Genomic DNA, 15,446 nt, shown 5'->3' on the forward strand with positions numbered 1-15,446 from the left:
AGTATGAGACGACTCTTTTCAACGATGCAATCCGCCGTCCATAACGAAACGGCATCGAGGTCACACGGGTCGGCCGACTCCGCCGCCGACTGTGCTCTCCCTGACCACCAGTTGATGGGAAGCCGTGATCTCCACCGGTGCCTCGTGCACGCCGGACTCGATCCTGGCCAGGATCCCCTCCACCGCGGCACGCGCCAACTGCTGTTTGTCGGGGGCGATGGTGGTCAGGGTGGGGCTGCTGTAGCGACCGTCCTCGATGTCGTCGAAGCCGGCCAGCGCCAGGTCCTCAGGGATGCGCAACCCCCGGGAGAAGGCCACGCGCATGGCGCCCAGGGCCAGTAGATCGCTGAAGCAGAACACCGCGTCCGGCGGTTCGGGACGGTCCAGGAGCCGCGCCATCGCCGCCGCTCCGTGCCGGCGTTCGTAGTGCGGCGTGGGCACCATGAGCGACTCGTCCACAGTGAGGCCGGCCTGCGCGAACGCCTCCCGGTAACCGCGGGTGCGCAGGACGGCGGTGCCGTCCGTGGGGTCCTGGTGGACGCCGATGGCGGCGATTCGACGGCGCCCCAGGCCGATGAGATGGGCTGTCATCTCCCGTGCGGCGGTGACGTTGTCGATCGCGACGTGGTCGGCGCTGGAGTCGAAGATCTTCTCACCGAGCAGGAGGATGGGCGCCGAGCCGTGCCGGGATTCGAGATCGGCGGCGGTCAGGGCGAGCGGGCTGGCGATCACGCCGTCGAAACTGACCGCGCGCGACGCCTCCATGATCAGTTCCCGCTCCCGTTCGACGTCGCCGTCGGTCTGGTCGATGAGGACGGCGTATCCGCGGGCGCGCGCCTCGCCGATGATCAGGCGCACGAGTTCGGCGAAGTAGGGCACGTCGAGAGCCGGCACCACCAGCGCGATGATGCGCGTACGTCCCTGCTTCAGGTTGCGGGCCATCAGGTTGGGGCGGTATCCGAGCTCGTCGATCGCCGCCTGGACCCGCACCTTGGTGGCGTCGGTCACCCGGGCGTAGCCGTTGACCACATTGGACACCGTGCGAATCGAGACGCCGGCACGCTCGGCGACGTCTCGGAGCGTGGGGGCCGTCATGACGTGTTGACCTCTCTGGCCGAGCGGTGCGCGGTGGGGATGCCGCGACAACGGATACTGCCGTGCCGGTACCGCGGCGTCGCCGCTGGGGCTCAGGAGGTGGACGGTGCCGCGCGCAGTACATCCAGTCTAAGTGATTGCATCGATGCAAAAACCTGCTGCCGAAGCATTGCGAAGGGGCGCTCCACGGCTCCATACTCCCCGACTGCGGGCTTTGCCATCGTTGCAAACGGCGCCCGTCGCACCCGGCGTCTCCATATGCACGGGCCGCGCCCCCCTCCTCACGGCACAAGGAGCCGCCATGGCCACGTCGCCACCGCACGACTGTCGCAGACGTCGTGCGCGCCTCCTGCTCAGCCTGCTCGCCTCGGTCCTTCTCTGTCTGCTCGCCCTGCCGACCAGCGCCTTCGCCAACACCCCGGGCAGCGTCCTGTACAGCCCCGCCTCCAGTACGGAGGGCATGGCCTACACCCGCATCATCCGCCTGCAGTACAGCGGATCGGCCAACGGAACACTGCTCGCGAGCTTCGAGCACTGGACCACCGACGGCAGCTCCAGCTCGTATGTGATCCGCCGCAGCACCGACGACGGTGCCTCGTGGGCCACCCTGTCGACGGTCCCGGGTGACACCTTCTCCTACCAGCCCTTCCTCTTCGAATATCCACGGACCCTCGGGGCCTACCCGGCCGGAACCCTGCTGCTGGTGGGCGCCACACTGCCCGCCGACCGATCCGGCGTGACGTTTCGCGAATGGCGCAGCACCGACCACGGCGCCACGTGGACCTACGTGGGTGCCCCGCAGACCGCGCACGGAGCCGACGGCAGCGGAATCTGGGAGCCCTTCATCGCCCTGGACTCCGCGGGCAAGATGCTCATGTACTTCTCCGACGAGCGCCAGAACACCGCCTACAGCCAGTTCCTGGGGCACATCGTCTCCACGGACGGCGGCGACACCTGGAGCGCCAACCCCGACGGCAGCACGCGGGTGGCTCCCGGCGAGGCCAAGGACGTCGCCAGCACCACACAGGCCGACCGACCCGGCATGATCACCCTGGCCCGCATACCGTCCACCGGAACGTACGTGGCCAGTTACGAAGTGTGCGGTCCGCAGAACTGCCTGGTGCACACCAAGACGTCCTCCGACGGCGACACCTGGGGCAGCGGCCCCTCCGACCTGGGCACCGTCCCCAAGACCGACGACGGCCGGGAGCTGTACGGCACCCCCGTCATCGCCTGGAGCCCGGCAGGCGGCTCCAAGGGCGAGCTCATGCTCACCGGCCACACCGAGTCACGCCTCGCCGGCGGGTCCCCCGAGAACCAGCAGGTGGTCCTCCTCAACACCGCCGGCGGCAGTGGGTCCTGGTCCTGGATGCCTTCCCCCATCGCGGTGCCCACCAGCGGAGCGCCGTCCGGTTGCGGCACCAACTACAGCCCTGACCTGCTGCCCTCGGCCGACGGTACGAGCGTGCGTTACAGCGCGGCGGGCGCCGCCGGTCCCTTCAACTGCGAGGAGCTCACGGGCTCGGGCAACGCCGGCGTCCTGCCGTACACCGCCGACTTCTCCTCCAACGACGGCGGCTGGACGCAGTACGGCGGCACCTGGTCGGCTTCCGGCGGCACCTACACCGAGTCCGCCGCGGGCACCGGCGGCAACAAAGCCGTCACGGGCTCCACCGGCTGGACCGACTACACCCTCCAGGGCGACGTCCGCCTCGGCGACACAAGCGGCAACGGCAACGCCGGCTTCCTGGTCCGCGCCACCGACCCGACCACCGGCACGGACAACGTCGACGGCTACTACGTGGGCGTCACCGGCTCCGACCTCGTGATCGGACGCGAGAACTACGGCTGGACCCAGTTGGGCAGCACGCCGGTACCCGGCGGCCTGTCCCCCGGCACCTGGTACCACCTGACCGTCCAGGTCAGCGGCTGCGTCGTCTCCGTCCAGGGAGTGCCGTCCGGTTCCTGGAGCAACCCCGCCTACCTCAGCCTGAGCGACTGCGCCTTCTCCCACGGCTCCGTCGGTGTCCGCGACTACGGCACCACCGCGTCCTGGCGCAACATCACCGTCCGCACAGCGGGCGCCGTCACGGGCCCCGGCACCACCGGCAAGTGCCTCGACGTCAACACCAACACGAACACCAACCAGAACGCGGCCCAGCTCTGGGACTGCAACCAGGTGCCCGGCCAGCGGTGGACGGCCGCCGCCGACGGCACCCTGCGCGCCTTCGGCAAGTGCCTCGACATCGACAAGAACGCCACGGCCAACTTCAGCAAGGTCCAGCTCTACGACTGCAACGGCGTGGGCGGCCAACAGTGGGTCCCCCGAGCCGACGGCAGCCTGTTCAACCCCCAGTCCGGACGTTGCCTGGACGACCCCCAGGGCAACACGGCGAGCGGAACACAGCTGCAGATCTACGACTGCAACGGGCTCTCCACCCAGGTGTGGCACCTGCCCTGAGCCCACAGACGTGGATGAGCGCAGGGGCGGGCCCTGCACCACGCCCGCCCCTGCGCATCACACGACAGGAGGTGATTGCAGCGAGTACCTGTTCGTGCAGCAGCGAGATGTGGCCGGGGGAATGGCCCGGCGTGTGAATTACGCGCAACCCGCCCGGAACCAGCGATGAGTTCGCCGTCTTCAACCGTCGCATCCGGTTTGAACGGGGTCCAATGCGAGGCCGGAAGCTGGTCGAATCGCCGGGCTGCCGGGCTGGACCGGCCGTCCGCCGGCACCCGTCCGTCGGCCGGCCAAGCGGCGTCGGCGGCATGGATCAGGACGCGGGCACCGGTGTGCTCGCGCAGTGCGGGCGCGCCCTGCACGTGGTCGGGGTGCGCATGGGTGAGCACGATCCGGTTCAGGTCGGCAAGGGTCTCGGCCCGACTCGGTCATCGTACGCAGCAGCAGGTCGACGGCTTTGCCGCTGCCGACGTCGATGAGGGTCAGGCCGTCATCACCCTCGATCAGGTAGGCGTTGTTGGTCTTGGATGTGGCGATGTGGATGACGCCAGGAGCAAGGAGTGGCACGGGTTCTCCGTGGTGCGGAGCCGGTGAGCTACCAGCGCAGTGCGGTGAAGTCGATAGGTCGGGGTGAGAGGTCTGCGGTGCGGGTGGCCAGGCCGTGCATCCGGCAGGCGAACTCGTCGGCAGGTAGCTGCTTGCGGTCGCCGTGGCCGGGCAGCAGCCATTCGAATCGCACCCGCGGTGCTGTACGGGCCAGCGATGCGGCCAGTTCGGTGATGGAGTACCAGGTGACCGACTCGGCGACGGCGACGTCGCCGTCAGTCCGGGACCAGTAGAAACTGTCACCGCTGAAGCAGTAGGTGGCGTCGGCGAGGTACAGCACGCTGCCCTCGGTGTGCCCGGGCAGCGGGTGCGCGGTCACGCCGTCGGCGATCTCGATCGGCTCGGTGCCCCGGAGAATGCCGCCGGCGTCTGGCGCGGCGGCCAGGTCTCCTTCGTGGATCCACAGGCGGGCGCCGAACCGGTCGGCGTATTGGCCGCCGTGCGCGGCGTGGTCGCGATGGGTGAGCAGCACGTCGGTGATCGGTCCGAGGGTCGCGTATTTCGTGGCCAGGGCGGGACTCCAGCGCGGCGTGTCGATCATCATCAGGGTTCCAGCCGGCCGGCGCAGCAGGTAGGAGTTCGCGCCGGCGGTGTGCGGCGAGTTGTGCCCGCACAGGTACACGTGCTCGGCAAGGCGTAGGGGAAAGGGATCAAGTGCCGGGTGCGGTGCGCGCATGCCGTGCCGGATCGATCGGGTGTGGCACGCGAATGCCGCGGCGTACAACGTCTTTTCCTCCGCGTCCGTGCGCGGCTGGCGGACGATCGAGGAGCGGCCGGCGACCTCGGCGACCAGTTCCGGCGCGAGTTGCCGGGCGACGTCGCAGTTGGTGCAGCGACGATCGACGCGCCAAGCGGCGCCGGCCGAGTGCTCGTTCATGGCGTGATCCCTCCGCGCAGGGTGGTGAAGATTGGCGCCCAATTGAATATCACGTGCCAGGCGAGATAACCAATCGCGGAATGTTGTTGACTTTCCCGGAAATTGCTGTTCTCGGACGCCTTCTCTCATATGCGGTTCACAATTTTGGAAGGAGTGCTCTGTCTACTAATCCAGCTGTAGATCGTGATCTTGCTGGTTGGGGCAGCCAGGCCACGGGGTACTCGTCCATCTGCTTCGGCTGATCGCGAACGTAGGTGTTGCACTGCCGGGTCGGTTGGCAGGGTGAAGGCCATGAGGATCACTAAGACGTCGTCTCATTTGGTGAGTCTGCGGTAGCAGATGAGGCTGCAGGCGATGGCGGTGAACGCGAGGAAGTGTTCGGCCTTGCGTGCGTAGCGGCGGTGTAGGCGGCGGCTTCCGGCGAGCCGGGACGTCGTGCGCTCGATCGTCCGGCGGTGCGAGCCCAGTCGGGTGGAGGACTCGATGCCTCTGCGGGCGATGCGATGCCGGATGCCTCGTCCCCGGAGCCATCGACGCAGGTCGTCATAGTCGTACCCCTTGTCCGCATGCAGCTTGGCGGGCCTTCGTCGGCGTGGCCCGCGGCGGGGGCGGATCGGCGGGATGCCCCGGACGAGCGGTTTGAGTGCCTGGCTGTCGTGCAGGCTCGCGCCGGAGATACCGACGGACAGGGGTAAACCGGTCCGCTCGGTGACCAGGTGGATCTTCGACCCCTTCTTGCCTCGATCGACAGACATCCCACGCAGGTAACGCGTCAAGCGGCTTGTGCCGGGAGGTCTCCTCCAGGCTGGTTGGGAAAGGCCTTCTCCTCGTCGTAGTACTCGCCGTGTTGGAGGCAGTGGAAGAGCATCCCCATGAAGCGGTTGAAGAGGTTGCGTTGGGCGGCGATGTGGCGATCACCTGCTTCTTTGCGGCGGTCGTAGTGGGCTCTGGCGCCCGGGGAGGCGGTCAGGGAGGCGAAGGCCCAGACATAGCCGACGGCGGCCAGCCGCTGGTTCTTGACCCGGCGGGCCATCACCGTGCAGCTTTTGCCGCTCGCCCGGGTGACCGGTGCACTGCCGGCGTATGCCTTCATCGCTCCGGCGGTCGTAAAACGAGCCCGGTCATCGCCGATCTCGGCCAGGACCCGGGCCCCGGTGAGGGACCCGAGGCCCGGAAAGCTGGAGACGATCGGGGCGTCCGGATGCTGCTCGAAGGTCTCTCTTGTGGCGGCTTCGAGCTGGTCGGCATTGGTGCAGGCTGCTTCCAGCTGACGAAGCAATGCAGTGGTCTGCTGGCCGAAGGCCTCCTCAACCTGAGGTGGTTGGTGGAGGTACTCGCGGTGGAGGACCTCGTGGAGCCGGTCGGCCTCGGCTTCGATGCCGCGCAGGCGTCCAGCCTGTTTGAGCAGGGACTGCAGACGTCGGCGTGCGAGGTGGGCCGCCGCTGTGGGCGTCGGCGCCGCGGCCAGGATGGTCCGGGCCTCGGGCGAGCAGATGCCGTCCCGTTTGTCAGCGAAGGCTGCAAGGATCGCAGGGTAGAACTCACGCAGTTGAGAGCGGAGTTTGTTGTGGGCCTGGACCCGGTCCCAGACGGCGTCCTGCTGGGCTCGGGCCAGCACCGCAATCGCCTGGGCCAGTTCGGAATCCTTCGGCAGAGGCCGGTGGGCGGCCATGTCAGTGCGCAGGATGTTCGCCAGGGCAGCAGCGTCGATGGCGTCCGACTTCTTCCTCGCGACCGAGTGCCGGTCTCGATAGCGGGCCACAGCCAGAGGATTGATCGCGAACACTGGACGTCCCGTCGCCCGCAAACAGGCGACCAGTAGTCCCCGGGACGTCTCGATCGCGACCGGAATCGGGTGATCCTTGCTGTCTCCATGCTCGGTCAGCAGAGCCGTGAGCTGGGTGAATCCAGCAGCGTCGTCGCTGATTCGCAGCTTGGCGAGCCTTATTCCGCCAGCGTTGACAAGCGCGACATCGTGGTGGTCTTCTGCCCAGTCCACCCCGCAGAACACCGGCACTGGTAACCCTGCGATTTCCATCATGTTCTCCCTGGTGATCCACCATCTCTGCAGGTCAGAGCCTATGCGGGGTGCGCGTGCTCCCTAATGGAAGTGCTCAAGGCACAACATCCCACCAGCCGTTCGCAACCCCAGCGAACTGCACGGTTCTTCGTCTTCGTGAGAGCTCTCGGGCTCGCGACGCGATGAAAGGTGCTCCGTGCGGTTGGCTCAGGCCACGACCATCGAAGCGTTCGCTGCGTACCGTCTGGTGACGTGATCTGAACTGGGTCTGCTGAGACCCACTTGGAGAGTTTTTGTCCTCGCGAGGTGCTGCCGTGCTCGCGAAGGTGGGAGGCTGCAAACGGTTCCGGCCGGAACCTGATCGCTCTCAGCAGAGGACTTCCTGCCCAGGTGGCGGATGAGATCTTCGTCCTGACCGGAACCGCTGCTGAAGCGAGCCTCGCGGTCTGTCGAAAGAGCTCTCACTCCGGATTCGGAAAGCGATGACTCGCTTCGCAGCCCATTAGGATTCGGACCTGTCAGCTCCCCCCTTTCAAGGCCCTCATGTTCACCGAGTCGATCGCGCAGCGCGACCAGTCAAGGTCCCCGCGCGACCCCAGTTCGTCGAGGATGACCCGGTGGAGCTTGGCCCAGACCCGGGCGGCGGTCCACTCGGTGAAGCGTCGGTGTGCGATCGGTCCCGACGGCCCGAAGACCGGCGGCAACTGCCGCCAGGTACAGCCTGTGGTGGCCACATAGATGATCGCCGCGAGGACCTCACGGTCACCGTAGCGTCGTCTGCCCCCACCTTGTTGTCGGGTCGAAGCAGGAGGTACCACCCGCTGGAAGAGCTCGTACAACTCGTCCGGCACCAAGCGTTCCAACGATCAGCACGCGCTCAGGCTACCGATCCCGCCAAATGAGACGACATTTAATTCCGGCTTCTCGCAGGATCCACCAATGGTTGGACAGCGTCGATCTGGGCATGTCCAGGCCGTTCGGGCTGCAGGCACTCTCGCCGTCGGTTCACCTATCGCGGCCTGGACCTCGCGACCGTTGGCGCAGCGTCGTGCGGCGAGGCCTGCGACCGCGCGGGCGGTGGCTCTCCGGGAGCCGGACGGCCGGGGCCACCGCTCGCCGGGGTCCCGCGGTGGTGACTCACGGGGACAGGGAACCGGTCGGGTCGAGCCACTCGTCGGCACCCCGGCCCAGCAGTTCGTGCAGCAGCGGGGTCGCGGGCAGTGCCGGGTGGAGGTACACACGCTCACGGCGTTGTCCGACCGCGGCCAGCATCGTCCGGAAGGTGGTCCTGGCCGCCTCGGTACGCCCACTGTCCACCTGCGCCTGCCCCAGCAGGCCCAGGTGGAGGGGGTAGCGTAGGTATGTCCCGGACCGGCCCAGGTCGGTCAGCGAGGTGTGCATGAGGGCCAGGCCGTCGTCGGGGTCTCCCGCCTGCGCCAGGCCCCACCCCTTGACGACGCCCAGCATCGCCTTCCAGTAGAGCAGTCCGTACTCGCCCGCGACCCGGACACCCTCGTCGCTCGAGGTGAGCGCGGTGTGGATGTCACCCTCCCAGGCCGCCACGACCCCGTCCACGTACAGTGCGAAGGAGCGATCGGAGGGCCTGCTCCCGTACTCGGTGATGCTCAGCAGTTCCCGCCGGCGCGCATCGGCGGTCTCCCGGTTCCCGAGGAGCCAGTGGGTGAAGGTGTCGTAGGAGCGGCAGGAGACGCGCGGGTCGTGCTGGAAGGTACGCGCCAGCACATGGGCCTCGTCGGCCACACGGTCCGCCGTGTCGACGCTGTGCTCCAGTTCGGCGAGCGCCTGCGGCAGCATTCCGCGCACATGCAGCACGATGCCTTCGCCGTAGGCCGCGCCGAGCGCCGCCAAGGGCTCCGAGGTCCGGCGCGAGATGTCCCGCAGCAGGCCGGACAGCTGTCGCGAGGTGTCGTAGCGGCCGGTGACCAGATGCGCCGCGCACAGCGCCCAGAGCACCGACGGGTCCTCGGGAGCCTGCGTGGCCGCGTTCAGGGCGCGACCGCGTGTCAGGGCCGTCTCGGCCTCGCGGTCTCCGTAGCCGCGCGTGGTGGCGAGTACCTGGCCGAGCTGGATGTGCAGCTTCTGCTCCAGCCGCACCGTGGCGGGATCGTCCGGCGGCAGGAATTCGATCAGGTGCTGTGCGCGGCGCAGCCAGATCTCCACCTGCTCGTACGCCATGGACAGCTCGGCGTGTTCCGCGGCGAGCAGCAGCCGGGGCAGCACCTGGGCGGCGGGCAGCACGCTCTTGGCGTGCCAGCTGTGATGCGCCACCCGTTCGATCTCCTCGTCGCCCATCTGCCCGCCCCGGCGTGCGCCCAGCGCCTCGGCGATCCTGGCGTGCAGGCGGTGGCGGTCCGCACGGGGCAGTTCGTCGATGAGCGTCTCCTGGACCAGGGCGTGAGCGAAGTGCAGCCGCCCTGGATCATGCGGCTCCTCCCCGAGCAGACCGGCGCGCAGGGCCGATTCGAGACCGGTGGCGACCGGTTCGCCGGGCGTGGCGGTCCGGTGCAGCAGGTCGGTGTCCACCTCGGTGCCCATGACGGCGCACAACCGGAGCAACCGCAGCACCGGCTCGGGCAGCGCGGCGAACCGCTGATGCAGCGCCTCGCGAATGCCGGTGGGGATGTGCACCAGGAGCGCGTCGGCCGCGTCCGGGCGACGGAGTCTGCGCGCGTCGCCCACGAGGGAGAGCAGCTGCATCACGAAGTACGGATTGCCTTCACTGCGCCGGTGCAGCACCTCGACGACCTTCGGGTCCACACCGGACCCCGCATGTGCCTCGACAAGGTCGGCGACGCCGTGCAGGGAGAGCCCGCCCAGCCGCAGCGTCTCGGTTCTGGGCCCGCGTAACACGTCGGAGATGATCCGGCGCAGCGTCCCGTCCGACTCGGCCTCGAACTCCCGGGCCGTGAACACGATCCCGAGCGGATGGCCCTGGCTCCGGGTGCGCAGCAGCCTGAGGAGGTCGAGGGAGGCGGTGTCCGCCCATTGCAGATCCTCGAGGAGCAGCACGAGCGGGTTTCGCCCGGCGAGGTCGAGCAGCACCTCGCAGACGGCGTCATGGGCGAGGAAGCGGTCCTGGGGCCCGTTGGCGGACACTCCGGGGTCTCCGGTCCGGGCCGCCGACCGTTCGGGTATGAGCGGGGCGAGCAGGGCGTCGTACGGCCGCGCCGCCTCGCGGAAGGCGTCCGGCCGGGTGGCGGACAGCCGCCGCAGGACCTGGGTCCACAGCCAGTAGGCGGGGACGCCCTCATCGGGGAAGCAGTGGCTCCAGACAACCTCCAGCCCGGTGTCCTGCTGCTGCGCCTCCATGCTTTCCAGACGTGCGGCGAGTTCGAGCAGCAGGCGGGTCTTTCCGACGCCCGGGGGGCCGAGGACGCCGGCCACGTGGCCGTGGCCCACGGCGGCGCTCGCGGCGGCGGCCGTCAGACGATCGAGTTCCTGGCCGCGGCCGGTGAACGGTGAAGGGGCAGCCGTCCGCCCCGACTCGGGCTCCGGGGAGGCGTCGGCTCCCGGGGCAGTTGCCGGCTCGTGCGCCGGCCAGGGTAAGCCCCGCCACCGTGCTCTCCCGTCCTGCGCGCCGTCGGCGTCCGCCCCTGCCCCGGGCGGCAGATCGACCCGCGCCTTCGGGCGCGCGTCGATGCCCGTGATCCCGTCGCGTCCGGCGGATGATGGCGAGCCGGCCGCCGCGCGGGCGTCGTCGGTCGCCATCGCCCTGCCGTGCCCGCCATCCGTGACGGCCGTGCTGCCGTCCTCGGAGCCGTCGGAGTGTGCCGGGCCCGGTGGCGCGCCGGCTGCGGTCTCGTTCCCCACTGGCGGCACGGGGGAGGGGCCGGTGGACGCAAGCGGTGCGGGAGGGAGCTCCTCGGACGGAGCGCTCGCTCCCGGCTCCTGGCGCACTATCAGGTCCCTGACCCGGCGCAGTTCGGCCGCGATGTCGACACCGAACTCCTCGGCCAGATGGCTGCGCGTCCGCTCGTACACCTCCAGCGCCTCGGCCTGTCGGCCGAGTCGGGACAGTGCTGTCATGAGGTGGCCGACCAGTCGCTCGCGTGTGGGATGACGGCGCGCTTCGCCGTCCAGATCGGCGGCGACCTCCTCGGCCGCGCCGAGAGCCAGCCGCGCCTCCGCGCGGGACTCCACGGCGGTGAGCCGGATCAGTTCGAGTCGGGCACACTCGTCGCTGAGCGGCGGATGGCTGTCGAACTCCGCGTACGGCGAACCGTGCCACAGCCCGAGGGCCTCGGTGAGCCGGGCCTGCGCGGTACGCGGATCGCTCTGCCTGAGCAGTCGCCGTCCGTCGGTGACCAGACGCTCGAAGCGGCAGGCATCGACGTGCTCGGGATCGAGGTCGAGGACGTAGCCGGGTGTCCTGTGACGCAGCACCGAGGGACCACCCGGTCCCGCCGCCGCGTGCAGTGATCGGCGCAGATGGGAGATATGGCTCTGCAGGGTGGCGACGGCGTGGCGGGGTGCTCCGTCACCCCAGAGTTCCTCCACAAGCAGTTCGGTAGGCACTACGCGGCCGAGACGGATGAGCAGCAGCGCCAACAGCGTCCGTCGTCGCGGCGGGCCGAGCGGGAGGTCGTGTCCGTTGAGGTGCGCCGACATGGGTCCCAGAACGCTCAGGAAGGGCTCAGACTGGCTGGTGTTCGTGGGTGTCCCGTTCGCGGTCGGGGGTATGGGCATGACGGTCCCCCTCGTTCAGCCGTGGCCGGAGTTGATGCCGACGGCCGACAGCGGTGAAGTGCCATCGGCGATTTCGGCTCCATCACGGAGGAGCGGGTACTGGGCAGTACTGATCACGAAGAAACCGTAATGGTGTTACCCGCGGTCGTGACAGGTGGCCCTTGCGCGTGCATGGACCCTGATGGCCGATACCGCTGGGTAGGCACGCCCGGGGAATCGTCGACCGCGGAGCTGCGGCGGAGCCACGGGAGGCCGCGGTCCGGGTGACGCGCGACACGGTGTCCCAGGCAGTGGCGGACGCGCAGGGCTGCTTCGGGCCCAGCGGACCGTGCCGCGAACTCCGGCCTCGTGATGACGAAGTCGATGAGTCTCGGGCCACCACCTTGCTCCGATCGGCAAGAAATCGGCAGCCCTTGGGCAAGTATTCCGTCCAGGGGGCGGAAGAAGGGCAGCGGCCGACGGCAAGGGGCCGTCAGTGGCTCGACCAGGACCCCGCAAGGGCGGTGACGCACGATTCCGGTGTCCGGAGACACTGCTGGTCCAGGGCCGACGACGCCCCTGCGGGCGGTCCGACGACCGCACACCGGCCTCCGGATTGATTCGTGCTCAAGTTTCGGACAGGGGGGCCTTTTCTTGCTGAGTACAGCACTTGCAGCTCCGGGCCTGCGCGTGGCAAGCCTCGATACCGCACTGACCGTTCAGCAGGTGAACCAGGAATCTCCGGCAGTTCACCGGCTGGTTCAATGACCCGTCCGAGGGCCTGTTCTCGGAATTGCTGCCGTCACCGTGCCTTTGGCGGAAAGCCGCTGCTTCGGCCGCCGGAGCGTCGGACGCCACACGACCTGCCTGCCGGCGCTCGGCTGTCCGAGGTCGTCGATGACATCGTGAGGTGAACGGGCGCGGGCACGCGTCGCCGGGCACGCGTCGCCGGTCACCCGTCGGCGAGAGGGCAGGACGGCTGGAGCGAGTCCGCGCGCCGTGGTGAGGCGTCTCACCGGTGCCCGCCGCGGTCCCTGGTACGGGACGGCCCGGACCGGCCGCGTTCCACCGGCTGCCGCTCGGCCCGGCGCACGCCCGATGACGCACGTGTGAGCGTGGGTCCGCCCGTGAGCGAACCATGCCTCACGGCCTCTTCCGCACGTTGAGTGGCCGCCCGCCCATGGCCCGGCCTCCGCAACGTCCGCGCACCCGATCCGGATGTCGGCGACCGCCTTCGCACTTCACCGGACACACACCAGGCCGCGCAGGTCCGGTCGGCCTTCCGATTCCTCTTCCCTCTTTCCCCGCTCAGGAGCACAGCACATGAACGCACACCAGTCCCTGCCGCGCCGGCGCATGCTCGGTCTGGCGGCCTTGGGCGCCGCCGTACTCGCAGGGCAGAGCACGATCACCGCGGCCCCCCGGGCCGCCGCCGCGACCGCGGCCGGTGTCTCCGACGGCACGTTCGTCCCCGCTGTCGTGGTCGGCACCGGATACGGCGCGGCCGTCTCCGCCCTGCGTCTGGGCGAGGCAGGAGTATCCACCCTGATGCTGGAGATGGGCCGGCTGTGGAACCGGCCGGGTCCCGACGGCGACGTCTTCTGCGGGATGCTCGAGCCTGACAAGCGCTCCAGCTGGTTCAAGACCCGCACCGAGGCCCCGCTCGGCTCCTTCCTGTGGCTCGACGTCGTCGACCGGGACATCGAGCCATACGCCGGTGTACTGGACCGGGTCAACTTCGACCAGATGTCCGTGTACGTGGGACGCGGTGTCGGCGGCGGTTCGCTCGTCAACGGCGGCATGGCGGTCACGCCCCGGCGCTCGTACTTCGAGGAGGTGCTGCCCCAGGTCGACGCCGACGAGATGTACAGCACGTACTTCCCGCGCGCGAACTCCGGCCTTCGCGTGAAGAACATCGACAAGGCCTGGTTCGAGCAGACGGAGTGGTACACGTACGCGCGCGTCGGGCGCGAGCAGGCTTCGAAGGCGGGCGTCGGCAGCACCTTCGTGCCCAACGTGTACGACTGGGACTACATGCGCCGTGAGGCGGACGGCACGGTGCCCAAGTCCGCGCTGGCCGCCGAGGTCATCTACGGCAACAACCACGGCAAGGTCTCTCTCGACAAGAGCTATCTGGCCGCCGCCCTCGGTACCGGCAACGTCGTCATCGAGACCCTGCACCAGGTCAAGACGATCCGGCAGTGCAACGACGGCACCTACCTGCTGACTGTCGAGCAGAAGGACGCCGGCGGCAAGCTGCTGGCGACCAAGGAGATCTCCTGTCGCCACCTCTTCCTCGGCGCAGGCAGCCTCGGCTCGACCGAACTGCTGCTGCGTGCCCGGGAGACCGGCACGCTCGTGAACCTCAACTCGGAGATCGGCAGCGGCTGGGGCCCCAACGGCAACGTCATGACCGCCCGAGCCAATCACGTGTGGAACCCCACGGGCGCCAGGCAGTCGTCGATCCCCGCCCTCGGCATCGACGACTGGGACAACCCCGACAACCCTGTCTTCGCCGAGATCGCCCCCATGCCCGCCGGCCTGGAGACCTGGGTCAGCCTGTACCTGGCCATCACCAAGAACCCGGAGCGCGGCACCTTCGTCTACGACGCCGCCAAGGACCGGGCGGACCTGCGCTGGACCCGGGAGCAGAACGCGCCCGCGGTCGCGGCCGCGAAGTCGCTGTTCGACCGCATCAACAAGGCCAACACCACGATGTACCGCTACGACCTCTTCGGCAAGCAGCTCAAGGCCTTCGCCGACGACTTCTGCTACCACCCGCTCGGCGGCTGCGTCCTCGGCAAGGCAACCGACAACTACGGCCGCGTCACCGGATACAAGAACCTCTATGTGACCGACGGCTCGCTCATACCCGGCAGCATCGGCGTCAATCCGTTCGTGACCATCACGGCGTTGGCGGAGCGGAACGTCGAGCGCATCATCCGGGAGGACGTCAAGGATTCACACCGTGATTGACGAAACGCGTGCCACGACGGTGGCCCATTTTTCGTCCACTGCGACGAAACAAAGATCGGAGTACGGTGAGATATTCCGGTTGATGTTCGAGCAGTCCGGGCTGTGTATGGCCACGCTGGATCGTTCTTTGTGCCTTCGTGAAGCCAACGCCGACTTCCTCGCACAGTTCGGCGGCAATCCCCAGGACAGTTACGGTCGTCCGTTCTCGGCTCTCCTGCATCCGACGGTACGACGATCCATAGGCCGCGATCTGGAACTGCTCAGCGCCGGTGAGCGTGACCGTATCGGGGGAAAGTTCATCGCGGTCAGGCAGGACGGCGCGCTGCTGTTCGGTGAGCTGATCGCCGTATCGGTGGTCAGGTCACTCGGTGAGGTCGATTCCATTCTGGTGTTGGTGGGCCGGACTTCCCGGGTCGGCAAGGCGCAGGCAATGGTTCAGCGTGGAATGCTGCTCGCCCCGATGGACGCCAAGATCCTGGAAGGCGTCGCCGCAGGGATGTCCACGGACAAGCTGGCGACCGTTCTGCACATGAGCCGGGGCGGGGTGGAGTACCGGATCACGGCTCTGTTGCGCAGGTTCAAGGCCATCAACCGAACCGAACTGAGCTCGAAGGCCTACTCCATGGGCGTGCTGACCACCGAGAGTTGGCCGCCCACCGTGCAGTCGGCCTACGTGCAGGCCTGAGGACACGACAGAAGGCGGAGCCGCCCGATGGTCTGCCGGG

Annotated in this window: 7 protein-coding genes and 3 pseudogenes; 3 read left to right on the forward strand and 7 right to left on the reverse strand. The window is 68.6% G+C overall.

What is annotated here, in order from left to right; translation table 11 throughout:
• Positions 1-60: 60 nt before the first annotated feature.
• The gene (locus ACIP94_RS30770; RefSeq protein WP_402432848.1) at positions 61-1,095 is read right to left on the reverse strand and encodes a LacI family DNA-binding transcriptional regulator; all 1,035 of its coding nucleotides are present in this window, start codon (positions 1,093-1,095) and stop codon (positions 61-63) included.
• Positions 1,096-1,396: 301 nt separating this feature from the next.
• Here ACIP94_RS30770 and ACIP94_RS30775 point away from each other — a divergent pair, with 301 nt between their 5' ends.
• A complete protein-coding gene (locus ACIP94_RS30775) occupies positions 1,397-3,556 on the forward strand; it encodes a ricin-type beta-trefoil lectin domain protein (protein WP_402432851.1) in 2,160 nt (719 codons plus the stop codon).
• Here the strand turns inward: ACIP94_RS30775 and ACIP94_RS30780 are convergent.
• From ACIP94_RS30780 to ACIP94_RS30805, 6 genes and pseudogenes are all read right to left on the reverse strand, one after another.
• Positions 3,511-3,963, reverse strand: a pseudogene (locus ACIP94_RS30780) (MBL fold metallo-hydrolase); the annotation flags it as partial. The gene ACIP94_RS30775 and the pseudogene ACIP94_RS30780 overlap by 46 nt on opposite strands.
• A 188-nt stretch (positions 3,964-4,151) precedes the next feature.
• Positions 4,152-5,039 carry a 4Fe-4S domain-containing protein gene (locus ACIP94_RS30785; protein WP_402432913.1) on the reverse strand — a complete coding sequence of 296 codons (888 nt, stop codon included), beginning with the start codon at positions 5,037-5,039 and terminating at the stop codon, positions 4,152-4,154.
• 314 nt (positions 5,040-5,353) lie between these two features.
• Positions 5,354-5,842 (reverse strand): annotated as a pseudogene (locus ACIP94_RS30790) (IS5 family transposase); the annotation flags it as partial.
• Positions 5,812-7,077 carry an IS110 family transposase gene (locus tag ACIP94_RS30795; protein WP_402432916.1) on the reverse strand — a complete coding sequence of 422 codons (1,266 nt, stop codon included), beginning with the start codon at positions 7,075-7,077 and terminating at the stop codon, positions 5,812-5,814. The pseudogene ACIP94_RS30790 and the gene ACIP94_RS30795, both read right to left, overlap by 31 nt.
• 486 nt (positions 7,078-7,563) lie before the next feature.
• Positions 7,564-7,922, reverse strand: a pseudogene (locus ACIP94_RS30800) (transposase); the annotation flags it as partial.
• Positions 7,923-8,196: 274 nt separating this feature from the next.
• Entirely contained in the window at positions 8,197-11,766 is a 3,570-nt protein-coding gene (locus ACIP94_RS30805; protein WP_402432854.1) for a BTAD domain-containing putative transcriptional regulator, read from the reverse strand.
• A 1,302-nt stretch (positions 11,767-13,068) separates the two neighbouring features.
• On the opposite strand from ACIP94_RS30805, the gene ACIP94_RS30810 reads away from it, so the two are divergent.
• Together ACIP94_RS30810 and ACIP94_RS30815 are read left to right on the forward strand one after the other, a co-directional pair.
• A complete protein-coding gene (locus ACIP94_RS30810) occupies positions 13,069-14,721 on the forward strand; it encodes a GMC oxidoreductase (RefSeq protein WP_402432858.1) in 1,653 nt (550 codons plus the stop codon).
• Positions 14,714-15,406 (forward strand): PAS domain S-box protein, encoded by a 693-nt coding sequence (locus ACIP94_RS30815; protein ID WP_402432861.1) that lies wholly within the window; start codon positions 14,714-14,716, stop codon positions 15,404-15,406. The genes ACIP94_RS30810 and ACIP94_RS30815 overlap by 8 nt, the downstream gene beginning before the upstream one ends.
• Positions 15,407-15,446 lie beyond the last annotated feature (40 nt).

Origin of the sequence: Streptomyces sp. NPDC093261 (assembly GCF_044753645.1) — a bacterium.
Taxonomy (GTDB): domain Bacteria; phylum Actinomycetota; class Actinomycetes; order Streptomycetales; family Streptomycetaceae; genus Streptomyces.

Bases quoted from the DNA above. Each gene is read 5' to 3' on its own strand.
- ACIP94_RS30770 (WP_402432848.1), bottom strand. From the start codon at position 1,095: ATGACGGCCCCCACGCTCCGAGACGTCGCCGAGCGTGCCGGCGTCTCG.
- ACIP94_RS30775 (WP_402432851.1), top strand. From the start codon at position 1,397: ATGGCCACGTCGCCACCGCACGACTGTCGCAGACGTCGTGCGCGCCTC.
- ACIP94_RS30785 (WP_402432913.1), bottom strand. From the start codon at position 5,039: ATGAACGAGCACTCGGCCGGCGCCGCTTGGCGCGTCGATCGTCGCTGC.
- ACIP94_RS30795 (WP_402432916.1), bottom strand. From the start codon at position 7,077: ATGGAAATCGCAGGGTTACCAGTGCCGGTGTTCTGCGGGGTGGACTGG.
- ACIP94_RS30805 (WP_402432854.1), bottom strand. From the start codon at position 11,766: ATGCCCATACCCCCGACCGCGAACGGGACACCCACGAACACCAGCCAG.
- ACIP94_RS30810 (WP_402432858.1), top strand. From the start codon at position 13,069: ATGAACGCACACCAGTCCCTGCCGCGCCGGCGCATGCTCGGTCTGGCG.